General features: G+C 72.0%; 13 protein-coding genes and 1 pseudogene. 7 read left to right on the top strand and 7 right to left on the bottom strand.

The window, feature by feature from the left end; all coding sequences use genetic code 11:
* Positions 1 to 855: 855 nt before the first annotated feature.
* Together ACZ7KF_RS18490 and ACZ7KF_RS18485 are read left to right on the top strand one after the other, a co-directional pair.
* Positions 856 to 2835, top strand: a pseudogene (locus ACZ7KF_RS18490) (hypothetical protein); the annotation flags it as partial.
* Positions 2836 to 3030: 195 nt separating this feature from the next.
* On the top strand, positions 3031 to 3978 hold the full coding sequence (locus ACZ7KF_RS18485) for a bifunctional riboflavin kinase/FAD synthetase (protein WP_471075564.1): 948 nt from the start codon (positions 3031 to 3033) through the stop codon (positions 3976 to 3978).
* Positions 3979 to 4058: 80 nt separating this feature from the next.
* Here ACZ7KF_RS18485 and ACZ7KF_RS18480 read toward each other — a convergent pair whose 3' ends face one another.
* The 3 genes from ACZ7KF_RS18480 to eccE form a co-directional block, all read right to left on the bottom strand.
* Positions 4059 to 8048, bottom strand: a complete 3990-nt coding sequence (locus ACZ7KF_RS18480; RefSeq protein WP_471075561.1) for an SCO5717 family growth-regulating ATPase — start codon at positions 8046 to 8048, stop codon at positions 4059 to 4061.
* Between the two features lie 302 nt (positions 8049 to 8350).
* A complete protein-coding gene (locus ACZ7KF_RS18475) occupies positions 8351 to 9115 on the bottom strand; it encodes a hypothetical protein (protein WP_471076311.1) in 765 nt (254 codons plus the stop codon).
* Positions 9116 to 9135: 20 nt separating this feature from the next.
* Positions 9136 to 10473: a type VII secretion protein EccE gene (eccE, locus tag ACZ7KF_RS18470; protein ID WP_471075558.1), complete on the bottom strand. Its 1338-nt coding sequence runs from the start codon at positions 10471 to 10473 to the stop codon at positions 9136 to 9138.
* A gap of 197 nt (positions 10474 to 10670) precedes the next feature.
* On the opposite strand from eccE, the gene eccB reads away from it, so the two are divergent.
* Entirely contained in the window at positions 10671 to 12200 is a 1530-nt protein-coding gene (gene eccB, locus ACZ7KF_RS18465; RefSeq protein WP_471075556.1) for a type VII secretion protein EccB, read from the top strand.
* Between the two features lie 11 nt (positions 12201 to 12211).
* Positions 12212 to 13474, top strand: a complete 1263-nt coding sequence (gene mycP / locus ACZ7KF_RS18460) for a type VII secretion-associated serine protease mycosin (protein ID WP_471075554.1) — start codon at positions 12212 to 12214, stop codon at positions 13472 to 13474.
* 96 nt (positions 13475 to 13570) lie between these two features.
* Here mycP and ACZ7KF_RS18455 read toward each other — a convergent pair whose 3' ends face one another.
* From ACZ7KF_RS18455 to ACZ7KF_RS18440, 4 genes are all read right to left on the bottom strand, one after another.
* Positions 13571 to 14218 carry a hypothetical protein gene (locus tag ACZ7KF_RS18455; protein ID WP_471075551.1) on the bottom strand — a complete coding sequence of 216 codons (648 nt, stop codon included), beginning with the start codon at positions 14216 to 14218 and terminating at the stop codon, positions 13571 to 13573.
* Positions 14205 to 14723, bottom strand: a complete 519-nt coding sequence (locus ACZ7KF_RS18450) for a hypothetical protein (protein ID WP_471075549.1) — start codon at positions 14721 to 14723, stop codon at positions 14205 to 14207. The genes ACZ7KF_RS18455 and ACZ7KF_RS18450 overlap by 14 nt, the downstream gene beginning before the upstream one ends.
* A 38-nt stretch (positions 14724 to 14761) precedes the next feature.
* Positions 14762 to 17056, bottom strand: a complete 2295-nt coding sequence (locus ACZ7KF_RS18445; RefSeq protein ID WP_471075546.1) for a hypothetical protein — start codon at positions 17054 to 17056, stop codon at positions 14762 to 14764.
* Between the two features lie 68 nt (positions 17057 to 17124).
* The gene (locus ACZ7KF_RS18440; RefSeq protein ID WP_471075543.1) at positions 17125 to 17646 is read right to left on the bottom strand and encodes a hypothetical protein; all 522 of its coding nucleotides are present in this window, start codon (positions 17644 to 17646) and stop codon (positions 17125 to 17127) included.
* Positions 17647 to 18154: 508 nt separating this feature from the next.
* Here ACZ7KF_RS18440 and ACZ7KF_RS18435 point away from each other — a divergent pair.
* The 3 genes from ACZ7KF_RS18435 (at position 18155) to ACZ7KF_RS18425 (ending at position 21764) form a co-directional block, all read left to right on the top strand.
* Entirely contained in the window at positions 18155 to 18622 is a 468-nt protein-coding gene (locus ACZ7KF_RS18435; protein ID WP_471075540.1) for a hypothetical protein, read from the top strand.
* Positions 18615 to 20444, top strand: coding sequence for a WXG100 family type VII secretion target (locus ACZ7KF_RS18430; RefSeq protein WP_471075537.1), 1830 nt, complete (start codon positions 18615 to 18617; stop codon positions 20442 to 20444). The genes ACZ7KF_RS18435 and ACZ7KF_RS18430 overlap by 8 nt, the downstream gene beginning before the upstream one ends.
* A gap of 201 nt (positions 20445 to 20645) precedes the next feature.
* Complete coding sequence (locus ACZ7KF_RS18425) at positions 20646 to 21764, top strand: S8 family serine peptidase (RefSeq protein ID WP_471075534.1); 1119 nt, start codon at positions 20646 to 20648, stop codon at positions 21762 to 21764.
* Positions 21765 to 21851 lie beyond the last annotated feature (87 nt).

Raw genomic sequence — 21851 nt, 5'->3', positions numbered from 1 at the left:
GTGACGGACGGGGGTGAGCCGTTCCGTGTCCCGGAGGACCTCGCGGTCCCCGGCCGGGCTGTGGCCGGCGGACGCGAGACGTTTCGGGCGTCGGACGGGCCGGTGTCCGTGGCCGGGGCCGGCGAGTTGTCACCAAGCCGGGCCGACCGCGCCGCCCCGGCCGGCGGGGCCTGTTCCCTCCCCTCCCCGGCCACCCCCGCGACCTCCCCGGCCACCCCCGCGACCTCCCCGGCCACCCCCGCGACCTCCCCGGCCGCCACCCCCGCGACCTCCTCGGCCGCCACCCTCGTGACCGCCCGGGCCACCCCGGCCGTCCCCTCGACCGCCCCGGCCGCCCCCGCGGCCGTCTCCGCAATCCCCGCGGCCGTCCCCGTGGCCCCCGCGACCGTGCCACTCATCCGCGCGGTCGGCTCGCCCCCCGTCCCCATCGCTCCGGTGGCCGATCACGCGCAGCCCGGCGACGCCCCCGCCGCCACCGGTGATCCGCTCACTCCCTCGGGCCGCCCTGGCGAAGCCCCCCGCACTACCGGCGAAGCCCCCCGCACCCCCGTCGATCCGCTTCCGCCCTGCCTGCGGCTCGGTGACTTCGGTGTCGAGGAGGGACGGCGGGCGCGGGAACGGCACGGGATTCCGGACGGCTTCCTCGTCGAACGGGACGCGCGGCATCCGCTCACCATCCGGTTGGCGTCCGAGGTCACGGCCGCGGTCCCGGAGGTCACGGCCGCCGGGCCCGTCGACCGGCACGACGTCTTCGCCGCCCACCTCGACCTGATGTGCCTGCGCGTGGCGGTCCGGCTCGCCGCCGCCGGCGGCCTGCGCGGTACGGCCGTACGACGGCTCGCGGCGCGGGTCGCCGGGCAGGTGCACGAGGCGGCCCGGCGCAGCCTCGGCCCGGGACAGGGGGAGCTGGACCGGGAGGCGTTCGAGGCGGTGTTCCCCTGGGGCCCCGCCCCCGCGCGGCTCGGCGGTGGCACCGGCTGGGCCTCCGCCGTCCTCGCCGAGGGCCTCCTCGTGCCGGCCGGCGGCGGCTACCGCTTCGCCCACGAGGAACTGGCCGACTGGATCCAGGGCATGCACCTGGATCTGGACGAGGCTCTCCGCGCCTTGGTGCACCGCTCCGCCGAGCCGCCCGACACCTGCCTCGTCCCGGTCCCGCACCACCGCGTCGGCCCCGTCGTACAGGCCCTGCTGCTCCTCGCCCGCCAGCACGGCCCCCGACAACTCGCCTTCAAGTTGCGGGAGTTGGCGGACGCCCTGGAACGCGACCCGGATTCCTGGTGGGCCGCCCGGCTGCTCGCCCGTACCCTGCTCCAGGTCCCGGACGCGACGCCGTACACCGAGGTGCTGCGGCTGCTCGCCGACCGGGTCGTCGCCTGGCGCCGGGACCGGCGGCCCGTACCGGCCGAGTTCGGTCCCGCCTTCTGGACCGACCTGCCCGTCCGTGACGCCGAGCGCCTCGACCTGCTGCGCCGGCTCGTGTTGGCGGACCCCGCGCCGCCGACGGCGGGAGAACGCTACCTGGACGCCGTCGCCGCACTGCTGGCCGCCGCCCCGGGCGTCGTACAGCCCCTCCTCACCTGCTGGTTCGCCGACGAGCGGCCGTTGCCCGCGACCCCGCACGCCACCGTGGCCACCGCCGCGCAGGCGCTGCTGCACACCCACCGGCACGGCGCCGTGGACGACCTCGCCGAAGTGCTGGTGGCCTGCGCGCACCAGCGCGCCGACGAACTGCTCACCGTGCTCGCCGAGGAGGAGCCGTCCGCCGTCTGCCGGGCGGTCGACCGCTGGGCGCACGACGAACGCCCCGCCCGGCGGGTGGCGGCGATGGCCTTCGGCCTCCGCGCGGCCCCGTACATCCGCTCGGACACGGACCGCGAACTGCTGCGCTACGCCGCTCTCGCCCTGCTCGCCCGCCCCGCCGACTGCACCCTGCACGGCGGCGCCCTGGCCCTGCTGGTGCACGACCCGCAGACCCGTGACCGGCATCTGCCCGCGGCCCTGCGCCACTTCACCGACGGCGACCCGCAGCTCCCGCCGAGCGCCCTGGTCCCGGCCCTGACCACGCACCCGGAACCGGTCCTGGAGGCGTTCCGCGCCCGGCTGAGCGCCCCGGACGCCGGCGTCCCGGAGACCGGCGCGGCCCTGCGCACCCTCGCCGAGGTCACCACCCCGGCCCTCGCCCGCCGGGTCGCCGCGCTGGTCCAGGAGGTGGTCCGGCTGCGCCCGGACACCGCCGGACACGTCGCCGGTTACGTCGACCGCCGCCTGGACCAGGGCCCCACCGCCCGCCCGGTCCTGCTGCCCCTGGTCACGGGTCTGCTCGACGGCGGCCCGGAACCGGTGCGGGCGGCTCTCGCCACCGTCCTCGCCGCCCCCGGCACCCCCGCCTCCCGCCCGTTCCGCCGCGAGCTGCTGGAGCACCTGCTCGCCCGTGAGCAGGACCCGGCCGTCCTGGACGCCGTGCTGCACGCGGCGGCGCAGACGGAGGCGTCGGGGCGAGGGGCGGCCGGGAGGGACGGGGACGGCGACGAGGGCGGCGACAAGGGCGGCGACGAGGGCGGGGCCCGTCGGGAGGAGGCCCGCCGGGAGGAAGAGGTCCGCCGGGAGGAAGAGGTCCGCGGTCTCGTCCACCGCACCGGGCTGCTGCTGGTCCGCACGCCCGAGGGCGCCACCCGCTTCGACCGCGGACTGGTCGACCTCGGCCGCCATGTGCCCGGCTTCGCCGCCCGCATGGCCCGCTGGCTGAGCGACGACCCGGGTGACTGGGCCGCCGTGGTGGGCCCCAGCACCCGCCGCATGATCGAGAGCCTGGCGGGTGTCCGCGTACCGGCCTGAGCGGGGCCGGGCGTCACCCGCACCGGCCCTGAGCGGGGCCGGGACGCTCCCGCTAGCGGCCCGAGCGGCACCGAGGAACGTGCGCCCCGTCACAGCCCCCATGCCGATGCTGGCGCGGAGCACCCGGCATGGCACCCTTAGACCTGCACCACGAGGTCAAGGTAGACACGGACAAGGGTTCGAGGAGCGGTCACAGTGCAGCGCTGGCGTGGCTTGGAGGACATCCCCCAGGACTGGGGGCGCAGCGTCGTCACCATCGGTTCCTACGACGGCGTCCACCGAGGCCACCAGCTGATCATCAAGCACGCCGTGGACCGCGCCCGCGAACTGGGCGTCCCGGCCGTCGTGGTCACCTTCGACCCGCACCCCAGCGAGGTGGTCCGCCCCGGCAGCCACCCGCCGCTGCTCGCCCCGCACCACCGCCGCGCCGAGCTGATGGCCGAGCTGGGTGTCGACGCGGTCCTCATCCTGCCCTTCACCACCGAGTTCTCGAAGCTCTCGCCCGGCGATTTCGTGGTGAAGGTCCTGGTGGACAAGCTGCACGCCAAGGCGGTGGTGGAAGGCCCCAACTTCCGCTTCGGCCACAAGGCCGCCGGCAACGTCGAGTTCCTGGTCGAGCAGGGCAAGACCTACGACTTCGACGTCGAGATCGTCGACCTGTACGTCACCGGTGAGGCGGGCGGTGGCGAGCCGTTCTCGTCCACGCTGACCCGCCGCCTGGTCGCCGAGGGCGATGTCGCGGGCGCCCGGGAGATTCTCGGCCGCCCGCACCGGGTGGAGGGCGTCGTCGTCCGCGGTGCCCAGCGCGGCCGGGAGATGGGCTTCCCGACGGCCAACGTCGAGACGCTCCCGCACACCGCGATTCCCGCCGACGGCGTGTACGCCGGCTATCTGCACGCCCAGGGCGAGATCATGCCGGCTGCGATCTCCGTCGGCACGAACCCGCAGTTCGACGGCACCGAGCGCACGGTGGAGGCGTACGCCATCGACCGCGTCGGCCTCGATCTGTACGGCCTGCACGTCGCCGTCGACTTCCTCGCCTACGTGCGCGGCCAGGCGAAGTTCGAGTCGCTGGAGGCGCTGCTGGAGCAGATCGCCGCCGATGTGAAGCGCTGCCGGGAGATCGTGGCCGCGGAGGACTGACCGTTCCTCTCAGCCGTAGTTTTCAGCGCGAAGGGCGGCCGGTGCGATGAGCACCGGTCGCCCTTCCGCTTCTCGCTGTTCTACTGCTGGGGCGGATCCTGCGGGTCCTGCGGCTGCTGCTGCCCGTACAACTGCGGCTGCGGCTGGCCGGGCTGGGGCTGGCCGGGCTGCGGGTAGCCGGGCTGTGCCGGATACGGCTGCTGGCCCGGCTGGCCCGGCTGGCTCTGCTGCGGCGGGTACGGCTGCTGCGGCGGTGCGTACGGCTGGCCCTGGGTCTGCGGATACCCCTGACCGCCCTGTCCTGGAGCCTGCGGGTAACCCTGAGGCTGGGCCTGCGGGTACCCCGGACCCCCCTGACCCGGCACCTGCGGGTACGGCTGACCGGGGGCGTACGGCTGGCCCGGCATGGGCTGACCCGGCATGGGCTGACCGGGCATGGGCTGGCCCGGCATCGGCGGGGCGGCCACCGGCGGCGGGTTGCCGTCGCTCGTCCACAGGCCGTGCGCCTGCTGGTGGCGGGTGAAGTCCTCGGCGATCAACGCGGCGAGGTTGAAGTACGCCTCGCGCGTCTTCGGCCGCATCATGTCGAGATCGACCTCGGCACCGGCGGCCAGATGCTCGTCGAAGGGCACCACCACGACCCCGCGGGTCCGGGTCTCGAAGTGCGACACGATGTCCTCGACCTTGATCATCTTGCCCGTCTCGCGGACCCCGGAGATCACGGTGAGGGACCGGGAGACCAGGTCGGCGTACCCGTGCGCGGAGAGCCAGTCCAGCGTCGTGCTCGCGCTGCTCGCTCCGTCCACGGACGGCGTCGAGATGATGATGAGCTGGTCGGCCAGGTCGAGCACCCCGCGCATGGCGCTGTACAGCAGACCGGTGCCGGAGTCGGTCAGGATGACCGGGTACTGCCGGCCGAGGACGTCTATCGCCCGCCGGTAGTCCTCGTCGTTGAACGTGGTCGAGACGGCCGGGTCCACGTCGTTGGCGATGATCTCCAGCCCGGACGGCGCCTGGGAGGTGAACCGCCGGATGTCCATGTACGAGTTGAGGTACGGGATCGCCTGGACGAGGTCACGGATGGTGGCCCCGGTCTCCCGGCGCACCCGCCGCCCGAGCGTACCGGCGTCCGGGTTGGCGTCGATGGCGAGGATCTTGTCCTGCCGCTCGGTGGCGAGGGTCGAGCCGAGCGCGGTCGTCGTGGTCGTCTTGCCGACCCCGCCCTTGAGGCTGATGACCGCGATCCGGTAGCAGGAGAGCACCGGCGTACGGATCAGCTCCAGCTTGCGCTGCCGCTCGGCCTCCTCCTTCTTGCCACCGAGCTTGAACCGGCCGGCCGCCGCCGCGGGCCGCCCGCTCTTCGCCTTCTGCCGCTTGTTGTTGAGCAGCCGGTCCGAGGACAGTTCCACGGCGGCGGTGTAACCGAGCGGCGCGGCACCGGGGTTGACCGGCTGTCGCTGGTCGTGCTGCACCGGCTGCGGCCACGCGGCACCGGAGCGCGGGTCGACCGGGGCCTGCGCCGCCTCGGGGGCGTGGGCGGCCGGGTCGGGGTTCTGCGGCGGCTGGGGGAAGCCGTAACCGCTCGGCGGGGTGGGGGCGTTGGGGTGCGGCTGGGGTGCCGGGGGCTGCGGGAAGCCGTAACCGCCGGGCTGGGCCGGGGGAGTGGGCACGCCGGGCTGGGGGAAGCCGTAACCGCTCGGCGGGGTGGGGGCGTTGGGGTGCGGCTGGGGTGCCGGGGGCTGTGGGAAGCCGTAACCGCCGGGCTGGGCCGGGGGAGTGGGCACACCGGGCTGGGGGAAGCCGTAACCGCCGGGCGCAGTCGGGCCGTTGGGAGTCGGCTGCGGTCCTGCCACGGGCTGGCCGGGCTGACCGGGCTGGCCGGGCTGGCCGGGCTGGTTCGGCTGGTTCCACGCGGCGGGTGCGGGCTGCGGCGCCTGCGGCTGGAAAGGCGGCTGCTGGCCGGGCACGCCGACGGGGCCCTGGCCGGGCACGCCGACGGGGTCCTGGCCGGGCGTGCCGACGGGACCCTGGCCGGCCGGCGGCTGCGGCTGCTGGCCGGGCATCGGGCCGGGCTGCTGCGGGACCCCCTGCTGCTGCGCGGGCCACTGGGCCGCGGGAGCCGGTGCGGCGGGCTGGTACGAGGGCGGCAGCGGAGGCAGCCCGCCCTGCGGCGCGGCCGGCGGAGTCCAACCGGGCTGCGCGCCCTGAGGGGCCGGGGGAGCGGGCGGCACGGCGGCGTGCGGGGCACCGGGCCCAGCCTGCGGCGCGCCGGTGTGCTGGGCGCCGGGCTGCGGGAATCCGTGGCCGCCGGGCTGAGCGGCGGCGGGGTGAGCCGCCGCGGGCTGGGGTGCGCCGGTGTCCGAGGTGCCGGGCTGCCGGGTTCCCGGCTGGGGGAATCCGTGGCCGCCGGGGTGGGCCGCTCCGGGCTGGGGTGCGCCGGTGGGCTGGGCCGCTCCCGGCAGCGGCCCGCCGGGCTGTGGGGCACCCGTCTGCTGGAGATGCGGCTGCTGCTGGGCATTCGGCTGCGCGACATCCGTCTGCTGAGCGTCCGTGAGCGGTGCGGCGGCCTGCGGGGCGCCGTCGGCCGTGGCGCCCTCTGCCTCGGTGCTGTCGGTGGCGGTGCCGTCGGTCGGGGCGTCGTTCGCCGAAGCGTCCTGCTGAGGCGCGCTGCCGAGCGCGCCCGCCGCCACGGCATCCACCACGGCGTCCGAGGGCTCCGGGGCGTCGGACCGCGCGGAGTCCGCGGAGCCCTCCGAATCGTCCGTGTCGGGCCGCACGGCGTCGGGCCGCACGGCGTCGGCGGCGCCCTCCGTGGCGGCCTGTCCGGCGACACCTTCCTCCGGGGCCGTCTTCCCGGCGGTGGCCGACTCCTCGGTCGACTCCCCGGACCCCGGCACGATCGAGCCCTCGGCCCGGTCCGCCCGGCCGCTCTCCGCGCCCTGTCCCTCGTCCTCGTCGGACGCGACACCCGCCGACCCGGCGGCCTCCGCCACCGTGCCCTCCCGCGCCGCAGTCTCGCCGCGGGACTCCTCGGCGCCTTCGCCGTCGCCGGCACCATCGGAAGCACCGGCACCATCGGAAGCACCGGCGCCTTCCGCGCCGGCGGCGCCTTCCGCACCGACAGGGTCCTTCGCGCCGGCGAGGCCGACGGTCCCGGCGGAGTCTTCGGCACCGTCGGGGCCTTCAGCACCCGCGAAGCCGGCGGCACCGGCGGAGTCCTCCGCTCCGGCGGCGCCCACCACACCCTCCTCGTCCGTCGAAGCCGAGCCCTCCACGGGGCCCTCGCTCCCGGACCCGGCGGGGCTCCCCGCGGCCGCCGAGCGCTCGGCGATCTCCGCCATCTGGCGCTTCAGGGCGACGGCGGAGAACCGCATGGTCGCCCCGCTCTCCAGGTCCCCGTTGTCCGTCTCCGGCTCCACCGAGGCGGAGACGGCCGGCGCCTCATGCCGGGCCGGCTGCGGCTGCTGCGGCTCGAAACCCTCGGGCAGCCGCGGCATCGGGACGGGGCTGCCCACCGGCGGCGCGGGCTGCGCGGGCGCGGCGGGCGGGGCGTACGGCGCGCCCTCCGCGGGACCGGGCGGAGCCGGCGGCGCGGGCGGAGCCGGGGGAGCGTACGAGGTCCCCTGAGCCGGGGTGAACGACGCGCCCTGCGCCGGACCGTACGAGGCTCCCTGCGCCGGGCCGTACGGAGCCCCCTGCGCCGGGCCGTACGGGGTGCCCTGCGGCGGAGTGAACGGAGTGCCCTGCGGCGGCGTGCCCGTCGGCTGGGCGGCGGGCGGTGGTGTCGCGCCCGGCACCGGAGAACCCGTGGGGAACGGCATCCCGGAGGAGGCCGCGGCACCTGGAGCACCCGAGTCGCCGGCGGCGCCGGGGACGCCGGGGCCGCCGGTACCGGCGAAACCGCCCGCACCGCCCGGCCCTCCCGCCGTACCGGACGCGTTCTGCGTGTACCAGGCGGGGGGAGCGTAGTCGATGGTGAACTCGCCGGTGGTCTCGATGGCCTCCGCGTCGGGCTGGTCATCGCCGGGTGTGTCCCAGCCCCCGCGCATCCCGTCCCGATCGCTGCTCACAGTTCCTCCTGGTGTGGTCGAGCACCCTCATGCCGTGCCGGGGCGAGCATGTCGTGTCGTACCGAGTCGTCCATAGTCGTTCGGGGCAGTCCGATGCACCGGTCCTCCCCCCGGGACACCGACGCCCGGCCCACGGGTCCTGCCATCGCGCCCGCTCCCAGCCTAATCACCACGAGCCACACCTCGGCAGGCCCGCCCGCCTTCCGTACACGCCCACCGGGGAACCGCGCGCACGCGGACAGCGCGCGCGCCCCGCGCGGACGCCCACCACACCGCGAACAAAAGGGACGGGTAAGGGCAGTTCAGTCCATCCGGCGCGGTGTGCCCAGCAATCCCACCTCGGGATCGGTGGGTTGTGTCAGTACGTACTGCCGGTCACGGTCGGTGCACCACAGAGTGACGCCGTCGGGCAGCGCCGGCAGCGACTCCACCTCGGTCCGCGACAACCCCATCGTCCGCCCCAGTTCGGCCGCCTCGTCCGGCGAGACCCGCTGTATGCCGGCGAGCCGCGCCTGCCGCAGCAGCCGGGGTGCGACGGGACTCAGGTACGGCAGCAGCGTCAGCACCGACTGCCAGGGCCCGGACACGACCCGGCCGCGCGGGGGCCGCATACCGCAGTCACGGACCACCAGCACCGGCGTGCCGGCGGAGGCACCCTGCGGAGGCACCCGCCCCACCTCGTACACCGACAGCCCGTTCTGCCCGCCGCCCATGGCGTGCACCATCTGCATCCAGGCCTGCGGCCGGCCGGTCTCCACCGCCACCCGGGCGCCGGTGGCGGCCGAGCGCAGCGCCAGCACCTGCGCGGTCCACAGACCGCCGATCAGGACGACGTCGTACGGAGTGGGCCGGTTGATGCCCAGCACGGCCGGCTGCCCCTCGGCGTCGACACCGGCCACCACCCCGTCGTCCCCGATGGGCAGCGCGAGCGCGTCGAGCTGCTGCACCGACAGTCCGTGTCGGCCGTGCCGGGGTCCGATCAGACCCAGTCCGTGCCGCAGCCGCTCACCCGCCCGCCGCAGCCCGGACGGCGCCTGCGCCCCTTGCGCAGCCGTGTCCGGCGCCATGGCCGTCGTCGGGATCGTCGTCACCGCGCACCTCCGAGGGGCAGAGTGGCCAGCATGCCGGGAAGCTGCTCGCGGTCGAGGCGGGCCAGTCCGGCCCCGGACTGCCGGGCCGCGCCCTCCAGGGCGCGCCGCGCCGCGACGAGTTCGTCGTCGCTGCGCCCGGTCACCCGCAGATGCCCGCTGAGCGACACCTCCTGCCGCTCCCCGTGCGCGAGAGTCAGGCTGAAGGTGGTCGCCAGAGCCGGTATCGCGGTGACCCGGGCGACGAACTGCGGCAGGGACTCGGCCCGGCCGCCGCCCAGCTGGGGCCAGCGCCGCACCCAGTACGTCGTGTGCCGCCGGTTGTCGCAGCGCCAGCTGCGGCCGGACTCCTCCGTGCGCCGCTCCCGCGTTTCGCTGCGCCCCGCCTCCGCGGTGACCAGCGGGTTGGCGCAGGCCGAGGTGGCGAGGGCGGCGACCAGCTCCTCCTCGTCCAGCACCCGCGCCCGGAACCCGGCGCCGGTCAGCCGGCTCGCCAGATGGTCCGCGGCCCGTACGACGCACTTCTGCGCACCCGTCAGGCCGCCACCGCGCGCGGCCACGGCGGCCGTGCACAGCTCGGGGTCGAGTTTCAGCGCGATCCAGGTGATGCGCACCGCCGGGGCGCCGGTCTGCTCCTGCAACGGAAGGTAGTTGGCGACGGCCACGGACTGCTGGGGCAGATGCAGCGCGGGCGCCGGCTGCGTGTGCAGCACGATCTGCGCCGACTCCAGGCGTATCCCGTCCACCTCCAGCGCGTCCCGCACCAGCCCCAGCGGCAGCGGCTGGCGGCTCCGCTCGGCCCGCAGCGCGGTCGCGTCGGCCTCCACCTGGAGCACGGCCGTGACGAACGTCCCGTCACCGACGATGCCGACCGGGCGCCGGTCACGGGCGCCGTACGAATACGTGCGCAGGGCCGGCTCGCACTCCACCGCCGGGACCAGTCCGGGCTCCGTGCCCGGCGGTATCGGGGTGGTCGCGGCGCGCTTCTGCCGCGCCCGCAACTCCCGCGCGGTGGCGAGCCACTCGGGCAGCGACCGGCCCCGCCGCCGTACGAAGGCCAGCAGGACCAGCAGCAGCGCGACCACGCCGGCCGGCACCAGGACCGCCATGCCGACGGCCCAGCCGACGACCAGCACCGCAGCCGCCAGCTCCACCAGCACGAGCCGTTGCAAACGGAACGAGCCGGCCTGGCCGGGCCGTTGCCTGAGGCCGAGCGTGACCTGCTGGCGCTCCGCGCCGCGCTGGGCGGACGTCCCGCGCGGCGGCGTCCCGGACCCGGCCGCACGACCTCGTGCCGCCGACCGGCCGCGCGCTCGCGTCCGCGTTCCGGAAGCCATCACTCCATCCCCCCGATTTGCTCACAACTCGCTGGAACCAGGCCACTGAACAAGGCCCTTGAGGGCCCAGGTACCCTACCCGCTCCACGAGACCCGCTCCGTACCAGGCATAGTAGGGGCCGGGTCCGACAACGGAGGGCGGGGGAGCACGGTCCCCCGGCGCGCTCCGGGTGAGACACGGGGAGAAACGGGCACAGATGGCATCTCGGCGGGATCAACTCAACGCCTACACCTTCGCGAAGCGCCGCATGCTCGCGTCGTTCGTGCAGTCGTCACCGGATGCCTCCGACGAGGGGGCGCCCCGGCCGTTGCGGGCCATCGTGCCCAGCGCGATCGTCGCCGCGGTCGTGCTGGCCGCCTTCGGTGCCTGGGGCATGTTCAAGCCGACGGCCCCCCAGGGCTGGGACAAGCCCGGACAGAAGGTGATCATCGCCAGCAAGTCCACCACCCGGTACGTCGTGCTGGAGACGAAGCACAAGGTCCAGCTGCATCCGGTCCTCAACATGGCGTCGGCCAAGCTCGTCCTCGACACCCAGAGCGACGTCGACGTCGTCACCGTCGACGAGTCGATCCTCGACAACGGCAAGATCCCGCACGGCGTCACCATCGGCATCCCCTACGCCCCCGACCGGCTGCCCTCCCGCGAGGAGGCCGGCGCGGCCAAGGAGTGGGCCGTCTGCGAGCGCCCGAGCGGCAGCGGCAGCTCCATCCAGAAGGCCGCGTTCGTCCTCGCCGAGCGGGACCGGAGCAAACTCAAGGGCGCCAAGGAGAAGCTGCACGGCGGCGAACTCCTCTACGTCGCCACCCCGGACAAGAAGCAGTACGTGGTCGACGCAGGCGGCCGGGCGTACCCGGTCGACGCCTCCGACAAGCTGCTGCTGCAGACCATCGTGGGCGCGGACCGCACCCCGCAGCGGGTGACCCGGGAGTGGATCGACACCCTGCACCCCGGCGACCCGATCAGCTTCCCGCAGGTCACCGGCGTCCCGGGCGCCGCCGCGCACGCCCCCGGGCAGTTGGACGATCAGGCCAACCACGTCGGCATGGTGCTCAGGGCACCGGTCAACGGCCAGGAGCAGTACTTCGTGGTCCTGCCCGGCCGGGTCGCCCCCGTCTCCGACTTCGTCGCCCAGCTCCTGCTGACCAGCGAGAACCTCGTGAAACTCGGCCAGGCCGGACACCACCTGGAGGTCAGCGCGGGCGCCATCGTCCGGGGCGAGCCGTTCGCCGCCGAGCACAAGTGGCCCACCGAGAAGCCCAGCGCGGTCAACGACCCCGCCCCGGCCGACGGCAGCCGCAACACCGTCTGCAACGTCCTGAACCACGTCGACCCCGACGACGGCCGGACGACCCTCAGCACCTGGGCCGGCACCGACTTCCCCGCGGTGCTGCCCACCGGCTCCTCCAGCGCGTACGTCACGGCCGGCTCCGGCCAGCTCTACCGCCAGTACCAGGGCACGGAGACCACGGTCGGCGGCGTGTTCCTGGTCACCGACACCGGCCTGCGCTACGCCCTGCAGTCCAACGACGACAGCGCCACCGACGACAAGGGCATCGGCATGTCGGCCAAGAAGCGCAAGGCGCTCCAGCAGGAGGCGAAGCTGGCGCAGACCCGCCTCGGCTACGCCGACCTCAACCCCGCCCCGATCCCCGCGCCCTGGTCGAAGTTCCTGCCCACCGGCCCCCGCCTGTCGACCGCGGCCGCCCGCCAGCCGCAGGGCTCCTGAGGGGTACGACGATGCTCCTGAGGGATACGACGACGCCCGGGTTCCGCGCCCGCACGACCGTGGCGACGACGGTCCTGGTCACGGCCGCCACCCTGGTGGCGGCACCGGCGGCCACGGCCGACCCGGACTCCGGCCAGTGCACGTTCGCCAAGACCAACCACAAGTACACGGGGACGCCCTGGGCGCTCCAGCGCGTCAACCTCGACGAGCTGTGGAGCGAGTCCAAGGGCAGGAACGTCCGGGTCGCCGTCATCGACACGGGCGTCGACACCGCCAACCCGCAGCTCACCAAAGCCGTCGACGCCTCCCTGGGCGCCAACTTCCTGCCCGCCAAGGACAAGAAGGGCGAGCCCATCGAACGCGGGAACGCCAAGGGCACGACCGACACGGTCGGCCACGGCACACGCGTGGCGGGCATCATCGCGGCCCGCCCCATGAAGGGCACGGGCTTCGTCGGCCTCGCCCCCGAGGCCACCATCATCCCGATCAAGCAGAACGACGCGGAAGGCCACGGCACGGCCCTCACGCTCGCCCGGGCCATCCGGCACGCGATCAGGCAGAAGGCCGCTGTCATCAACATCTCCCAGGACACGACCGACGCCGCGAAACCGGACGAGGACCTCGAGCGGGCGGTCGCCGAGGCACTGGCGGCCAAGATCGTCGTGGTCGCCTCCGCGGGCAACGACGGCCTGGGCGGCGAGTCGAAGAAGACGTACCCCGCGTCCTACCCCGGCGTCCTCGCCGTGGGCGCCTCGGACCGCAACAACGAACGCGCGGCCTTCTCCCAGTCGGGCGACTTCGTCGGCGTCGCGGCCCCCGGCGTCGACATGATCTCCACCGTCCCCAAGGGTGGCCACTGCCCGGACAACGGCACCAGCTTCTCCGCCCCGTACGTGGCCGGAGTCGCCGCCCTGATCAAGGCCAAGCACCCCGACTGGACCCCCCGGGAGGTGGTGGCCCAGATCGAGCAGACCGCGGAACGCTCCATCGCGGGCAGCGACCGGCTGGTCGGCTGGGGCGTGGTGGACCCGGTCCGCGCCCTCACGGAGGACGATCACCCGATCGAGTCCCCCCACTCCGACGCGGGCCTCACCCACGCGGAGGCTCCCACCCCCGCCAGACTCACCCTCGGCGAGACCCCCCAGGAACGTACGGCCCGCATCGCGACGTACGTCGCGGTCGGCGTGGCTGTCCTGGTGGCGGGCCTGGGCGGCGGAGCGGTGGCACTGCGCGACGCCCGGCGCCGGCGCCGGGCCCTGGAGAGCCGCACCTGAGGCCCAGGACGGTCCCGGGATAACGCACGGAACGCCGGCGGGAAACCCGCCGGCGTTCTGCCTGCACCCTGCAACGCGCCCGCTCAGCCGCCTCGTTCAGCTCGCGGACGCCTTCATCCCCGCCGACGGCTTCCCGCCCGCCTCCGCCTGCTCGGCCCGCTTCGCGAAAACGTCGGCGAACCCGGTGAGAAGGGAATCCGCCATCTCGACGTGCGCACCCGATTCGGCCATGGACAGCATGAGGACGCTGCCCACCCGCACCAGGATCATCCGTCCCCTGGACCCTTCCACCGCCGACGAACTCAGCCCGGCCACGGCCGCGCGCTGATCGCCGAGTCGCTCGACCGGCATGGCCTTGTGCTCCGGCACCCGCTGCCTCCACGCCTTCCAGACGGTTTTGAACGCGGACCGGGCCGCGGCCTCGTCGTCGTACGTCTGGACGGTGAAGTAGAGGTTCGGTGCCTTCTGCCGGTGCAGGCCCGAAGCGCCGAAGAAGCGGACCCGAGCGCAGGAGTCCCGTGTCCCCGCCTCGTAGCACCGGGCGAGTCCCCTCCCCTTCGCCGTCTTCAGCGGCAGGACGACCGGCTCGATCGTGGTGTCCCATCCCGGGGCGGAGGCGGCGTCCGGCAGCACCGCCTCGGCCTGACGGGCGGTGAGGGAGGCGGGCTCCCCGGAGCCGCCACCGCATCCACTCAGCAGCGCAAGGGAAACCGCGGCAGCCAGGACCGCCTCACGCGCATTCATCGGACTTCCCGACGGTTCGGGTGAACGCGGCCGCCAGCTTCTTCATGGCGGCGGTGTCACCGAGATCCGGATCGCTGACCTGCACCGAGGTGTACAGCACCTGCTTGGCGTGGTCGGGGTTCGCGCAGCCTTCGACCAGCACGACGGCACCGGTCCCGCTGTAGAAGCCGCCGTCGGGGGACAACGCGGCCTTCCTCAACTGCGGGTTGCCGGACGCGACCAGCGTGCTGGACACGTCCTTCTCCCACCACTCCAGGTTCAGCGTCAACGCCCAGTGGCCGTCGACGTCCGCGCGGCAGTTCTTCCTGGACGGTACGGGACGCGTCTCCCCGACCTTGATCTTCTTGCCGGAGGGGAGGAACGGTGAGGTCAGCCCGGGGTCCAGCGAGACGCCGCAGAACGCCCTGGGGACGTCGTACTCCTTCTCCGCGTCAGACCCCGAGCAGCCCGCGACCAGGCCCATCACCGCGAGGGCGGCGGTGGCCGCCCATGCTCGCCGAGCCATCGAATACCCAACCTCCTTGGACCGGACCGATGCGGACATCAGATGTCCGTGACGAGTTCGGCGCCGACCCGCTCCATGTAGTCGCCGCCTTCCAGGAAGCCCTGCGAGGAGGACTGCTCCGCCCAGGTGGAGACGTCGCCACCGAGGTGGTACTGCTTCGCCGCGTTGTAGGCAGCCGCACTCGTGTACTTCATGTTGGCCTGGTTGCCGTTCTCCCAGTCCTTGCCGATCTTGGCACCGGCATCGTCCTTCGCGCTGCCTTCGGCGTCCTTGAACAGCTCCTCCAGCATCATGCTGGTCGCGGTTCCGGCCGCGCCACCGACGCCGGCTCCCACCGCCGGGGAGGCGATGAAGGAGGTTCCGACACCCACACCGGTGCCGACCGTTCCGGACAGGAAGTTCTTCCACTGGGCCACCGAGTGGTCGAAGTCCTTGTCCTTGAGGTCGGCCGGGCCCGCGACCGCTTCGTTGCGCCCCATCGCCAGGGTTCCCGACACCTGGCCGGAGTGGCGAGCGATGTCGCGAACGGTGAGCTCCATGTCGTGATCGGGCCGCAGATTCTCCGGCAGGTCCGGATTCAGGTGGTACTCCAGGAGCTTGCCCATGTAGTTCTTCTGGCCCACCTCGACGGCTGCGTAGCCATGAGGGTCCTGGCCGACCGCGAAGAGGAACCGCGAGACGTCGCTGTGGCTCACGTCGGCGGCCGAGCCCTGGACGGGGTACAGCTTCTGGAGACGCTCCCATGCCGCTTGGCCGGCCGCGTCGTTCTCGCCCGGGTGCCGGTCCACATCGGTGGTGGCACGGTCGATGTCCGGAAGATACTCGGAGGCGATCTGCCCCATGCTGTCCGACATGTAACTGTGCTTCGTGATGCGCTCGTTGTCGTCCGAGATCGACGACACGATGCTCTCGAACAGCTTGGCCTGCCCCGGAGTGTGCGCGGGCGTGTCGTCGGTGGGCAGCTCACCCGCGGGATGCCCGGTGGCGGCGGCCTCCAGCGCCGATGCGAGGTTGTTGTGGCCGTCCGTGCTCTCACCCTGGCTGAGGTCGCTGTTGCTCTCGTGCGGCCAGTGGCGGTCCTCGAAGAGGTACTTGAAGTTGGAGACGGCCTCCTTGTGGTCGCCGTCCTTCGGGATGAAGTCGTCGTTGAAGAAGTCGGTCGCGGCGCCGGGGTTGTTGGAGAGGCCCTTGAGATAGCCCGAGAGGGGATCGAAGCCGGAGTCGCCCGCCATGTGGTTGAGGTACGGGTCGAAGCCGAGCCGCTGCCAGGCCGTGTGCTTGCCGTCGTGCGTGAACTTCCGCTCGGTCTCCATGAGGCCCTTGCCGTACTGCTTCATGAAGTCGTCGTCGTAGTCACCGACCCGCATGAGGTTGCTCATGACCTGGAAGCCGAGCACGTTGCCGCGCTTGCCCTGCACGGGCTGGTCGCCGATCTCGACCATGTGGCGCTTCCACTCGGTCATGTCGGCGGTGTCGCTCCGGCTGGCGGTGGCGAGGGTGAGGCCGAGATTCTTCTGCAACTCGCCGAGCTGCTCGCGCCGTTCGTGCGTCAGGTCGGGCGTCACCATGGGATCGCTCACGTTGGCCCAGAAGGACAGGGTCTTCTCCGGCCCGAGGTCCTTGGCGAACCGCTCCGAGAACAGCGGATCGTCGTGGTACTTCTTCAGCCCCTCGTTGAGCCGGTCGAAGTCCTTCACCGACAGGTCGTCGGGGTCCTTCTTGGCGAGCTTGGCCAGCTCGTCGGCCTCCTTGACGGCATCCGCCGCCGTGTCGCGGTCCTTGTAGCTGGCGTCGGAGAAACCCATCCGGGTCTGGTCGACGATCGCCAGGAGGACGTCCTTGGCCGTGTTGTCGCTCTCGGTGGCCTTGCTCAGGATGCCCTCGATCTCGTCGCGGAGGTCGTCGACGTCCTTCTGGTTGGTCGTGCTCGTCTTGCCGCTGGGGTCGGAGCTCCAGTCGGGCCGCGTGTTGCCCATGACGGTGAACTTGCCCTGGCCCGCGTCGACGACGGTCAGGTTCTTCTTCTGCCCGCGCGACACCGCGTCCGTCAGCTGCTGGTGGAACGACTTCAGCTCGTCCCGGGTGTCACGCAGGATGTTGTGGATGGTGGTCGCCTGCGTGTGGGCGTCGCCGAACTCGCCGGCCGTCTTGCCGATGAACTGCTTGGACACCTGGGCGTTCACGCCGGCCCAGTCGGCCTTGACGGCAGCCTTGTGCAGGTCGTCCTCGGCGTCCTTCTTCAGGTCCACGAGGTGCTTCACGAGCGTCGACCAGTCGGTGACAGCGTCGTCGAGGAGCTTGAAGTTGGCGTGGTAAAGGGCGTTGAAGTCCATGGGTGGTCGTCCCCGGGGGTAGCGGTGCCGATGGTGTGATCGTCTGCGTCGTCGACAGCCCGGCGCCGCTACTCCTTCTTCTTGCCCTTGCCCTTGCCGTCGTCCCCGTAGTCGTTCTTCTTGCCCGGCGCCCCGACCCGTTCGTCGAACCCGTCGTCCAGTGCGTCGATACTGCTCATCTGGCGCTGGATGTAGTGCTCGTCGTTCGCGTGGACGGCCTTGGTGGTCTGCATGTGGTTCGCGATCTGGGCGCAGGCGTCCATCAGGGACTTCAACTGCTCCTCCCAGCGGTTCGAGACATGCTGGAGCCCCGCGCCGAGGGCGAAGCCCTGCTTGGAGAGGTCGCCGGCCGCGGAGTCGCTGCTCGGGGTCGCCACACGGGCCTTGTCCCAGAGCTGGTCGTAGAGGTGATGGGCGGCGCCGCCTATCTTCTCCAGGTCCTTGTGGCCGACCTTCAGGTCACCGGTCTTGCTCGGCAGGGCAGAGGAGCCGTACGAGCCCCCACCCGGGTCGACATGGTTGAGCTGCATATGTGCCGACTGCCCCTGGGCAGCATCCGCTTTGAGCTGCTCCCATTCGTCCCATGCCATGGAAGGGCCCCTTCCCCCGTGGTTAGTCCGGTGCCAAATCAAACTAGCAATCGGTGTCGAGGAAAATTTGCGCCATGTCTGCCATGTGCGATGTGTCGGGCGTGAAAATTCGGCGGAGGCGGGCGCGCCGACCGCCCGACGAGGCCATGCCGGCCGTCTGACGCGGGGGCCGGCCCCGAACTGTTCGGCAACCCTTGACCGACTCTGCCAGGGTGAGGTTTTGTGGTCGCAAAGTTCTCCCGCAGGATGCCCCCGGAGTTCCGCCCGTCACACGCATGTGAAGCTTCTGCGGAGATGCCTCCACCCATCTGTCGTCTATGACCGCCTTGTCGGTCTCGGGCAGTCGTGGCTCGGTCACTTCGGGACACCATCGCAACTGAACCGTCGCGAAGTTCAGTTGGCCGCGATTTACACAGTGACTACAGTGGTCGCCGATAGATCGAGGACACGGCTCCGTGCCGCCCGGTCTGTCCAGCTGTATCAACGGGGAAACGGGGAAGGGGTCGCGGTGAGCGGCGGTAGCGGCTCGGGCATGAGGCGCGGCATCGATGCGCTGGGCAAGTTCAAGAAGAAGGTCGACGACGCGCTGAGCGCCTTCGAAGGCGCTCCCGGTGGTCCGTCCAGGATCGCGGAGCACACGCTCAGCGCCAACTCGTTCAGCGGCTCGAACATACCCTTCAACGAGGCGATCGAGCTGCACGGCAGGTACGAGCAGGTACACGAGCGCCTCACTTCGCTGTCGAAGAACCTCGGCCTGCAGATCGAAGCTCTGACGCTTGCGGCGCATGCGGCCGATGTCACGTACGACGGTACGGAGGACGAGGTGCACCGCCGGTTCTGGGAGATCCGCTCGCACCTCGACGAGGAGCACCACAAGGCGACGCAGCCGAAGGACAAGCACGTCGAGAAGAAGCCCGCCAAGGCTGGGGAGCACGCCGGCGACGACAATTCCGCGGGGGCTGGTTCCATTGACTGACAACTGGCAGCAGAAGCCGGAGTACAAGACCGACGTCGAGCAGGCCAACCGTCAGGTCGGCATGGTCAACCAGATCAGTCGCCTGCGGCAGGGGTTTCGGGGGACACCCATAGGGGCGGCCCTGTCCGCGGGCAGGACCGACTTCGAGGACCACGATCTCAACGCGATGATCGACCTGGTCCACCACGCCAACCCCGAGCACCTGGAAACCACCAGCAAGGCCCTGTGGGACGCCCGTACGGCCATCCACGACGCGGCGACGGACCTGGAGACCAACCTCAAGGGCGTCGACTGGGAGGGCGAGGGCGCGTCCCAGTTCCACTCGTGGACCGACGGCCTCATCGACTGGACCAAGGGACTCGCGACCTTCGCCGATGTCGCCGCCACCGAGATCTCCGCTGCCGCCACGGGGCTGGCTTCCGTGCGCAGTTCCATGCCTGAACGGGACCCTCGTCCCGCGGCTGAACAGAAGCGCCCCCACGAGCTTCCCAAGGCCAAGCAGGTCGACGGCGACCCCGACTACGCCGCCGCGCTCAAGGTCGAGAAGAACCGGCAAGAGGCGATCAACCAGGTGAACCGGTTGGCGTCGTTCTACTCGGTGTCCGCGATGGCGCTGGGTATGGCGATGGAAACGGATCCCAAGCCGTATACGCCTATTCCGGATGTGGGGGTGCCGAGGCCGTCGTCGCATCGGGAGCGCATTGTCGGTGGCTCAGGATCGAATGCGTCGGCGGTGATGCACGGAGGCGTGTCGGACAGCTATGCGAGTTCGGCAGCGAGCCACCATGGGGCGGTCACCTCGAACGGTACGGGCGTCGACGGACACGTACCGCCACCGCCCCTCAAGGAAGTGCCCCAGCCCAGCCCGCCTTCCGGTCACGATGTCGGCACGGAGATCAACACCACGACCACCCTGCCTTCGCCGGTGCCCGCGGCACCGCCCAGCTCTCCGACACCCACTCTGCCGACTACAAGTGGCGGCGGGCAGTCGCTTCCGTTCCCCCCGGGGCCGATGGCCCCTCCGGTCACGCCGACCTCCGGTCGTACCCCCGGCTACGGGCCGACCGGCCGGCCCCCCGTGACCGCGCAGGGACGCACCGGTCCTTCCGGTACCGGAAACGGCCGAGGGCCACAGGGGCCCGCGGGCCAGCAGGGGCGTACGGTCTCCGGTGGTCGCGTCCCGCAGGGGCCGGTGGGGCAGGCAGGACGTTCCGTCCCCGGCGGTCGAGCGCCGCAGGGCCCGATGGGACAGGCCGCCCGTGCCATGGGACGCGCGACCCCGGCGGGCCAGCCGGGTGCGCGGGGGCCCGTTCAGTCCGGTCGCTCACCTGTGGGGCGCCCTGTCACCGGCGGAACCCCACGTCCCACCAACACGCCTGGCGGACGGACCGGGGCAACCGGTCCCACCACCCCGGCGCGCAACGGTGTCGTGGGCGGCAAGCCCGTCACGGGCCGTACGCCCGGGGGGACGGCCAGTCCTCGTGTCCCGCGCGGTACGGTCGTCGGCGCCGAGGAACCGGTCACTTCCACGTCGTCGAAGGGCGTGGTCGGTCAGCGCGGAGTCGTTGGTGCGCCTACGGCGAAGGCGGAACCCGGCGCGGGCCAGTCGATCCTGCGCTCGGCCAGTAACCCCCAAGGCGTCATCGGCACACCCCGCAACACTGCCAAGAACTCTGAGTCCGGCGGCGCGGCACTCGGTCGTGGTGCGCTCGGTAGCCGGCAGGGCCCGGGTAGTGAGTCCCCTCGCACGGGTGGGACCGCTGAGAAGGAACAGCACCGCCCGTCGCAGCAGCGGCGTGATGTGCCCCAGACGAGCGACTGAACACGAGCGAGGACGTACACAGGCATGAAGTCAGGGACCGGCCGACGCGGCTTGAGGACTGCCCTCCTGACGAGGCGCAACGCGAGACGGGTGTCTGCTGTGTGCTCGGTACTAGGCACGCTGGTCATCGCGTCGGCCGGAGTGGCTCCCACGGCCACCGCGGCCTCGGGTGCTCAGTCCAAGCAGTGGTATTTGGACGCGATGGGCGCCGACGAGATATGGAAGTACAGCACCGGTAAAGGGGTGAAGGTCGCTGTCATCGACACGGGGGTGAACCCGGAGACCCCATCGCTCAAGGGGCAGGTGCTTGTCGACGAGGTACCCAAAGCCGCGAAATACCACGTCACGCAGGACTTCAACGGTCATGGCACGACGATGGCTGAGCTCATCGCCGGTACCGGGGCTGGTGGTGGTATCAAGGGCCTTGCCCCCGGAGCGAAGATCATCCCGATTCGTGTGGGACTCGACGCCTTGAAGGATGAGAACGAGCGGGCCAAATCCCTCACCTCGGAGAAGGCCATCAGGGCTGCCGCCGACAGCGACGCCAAGATCATCAATATGTCTTACGGCAGCCCTTATTACAGCTCGGAAGAGGAAGAGGCCCTCAAGTACGCCGCTTCTAAGGGGAAGTTGTTGTTCGCCTCCACCGGCAATAGCGGTGACGCGGGCAACAAGCCTGACTATCCGGCCAAGGACCCCTATGCCGTTGGCGTGGCGGCCATCGACAAAACCGGTACGGTCGGCAAGTTCTCCACCTACGGGAACTATGTGGACCTTTCGGCACCTGGTCTCAACTTCCCGGGTTGGTGCGACAACACCTTCACCAAGTACTGCACCACGGAGGGTACGAGCAACGCTTCCGCCATCGCCTCGGCCTCCGCAGCCCTGGTCTGGTCCGCTCACCCCGACTGGACGGCCAACCAGGTCCTGCGTTCCTTCATCGACACCGCCGGTCGGACCTGGGCCAAGGACAAGCCCAGCAAGTACCTCGGCTACGGCATCATCCGTCCGCGCCGAGTGCTGATCGACAAGGACATCGACCCGGGCCCGGCCAACAGGGACCCCCTGGCCGCCGAGAACGGAACGGACCCGGACGAGGACATCACGGCCACCGAAGGATCCTCGGCCGCGCCCTCCTCCGGTGCGTCGACGAAGCCGACCAAGGAGGCCGGCTCCGCCAGCGGTCCCACCTCCGCCGCCGCCAAGGACACCGACTCCGGCAGCGGCAGCCAGACCTGGGTGATCATCGGCGTCGTGGCCGCCGTACTAGTCATCGGAGGCGCCGGTTTCGCCGTGCTGCGTGCACGCCGTAACGCCTGAGCGGTCTCCCGCATACCTGCTCTCTCACCGAGCGAGCAGAAGCCCGCTTGCCATCAGTGCCGACGCCTGACTCATGGCTCGGCACCG

This window comes from Streptomyces sp. NPDC038200, from assembly GCF_055600785.1.
Note: the sequence above shows the minus strand (reverse complement) of the source record. Positions and strands in the feature narration are given on the sequence as shown.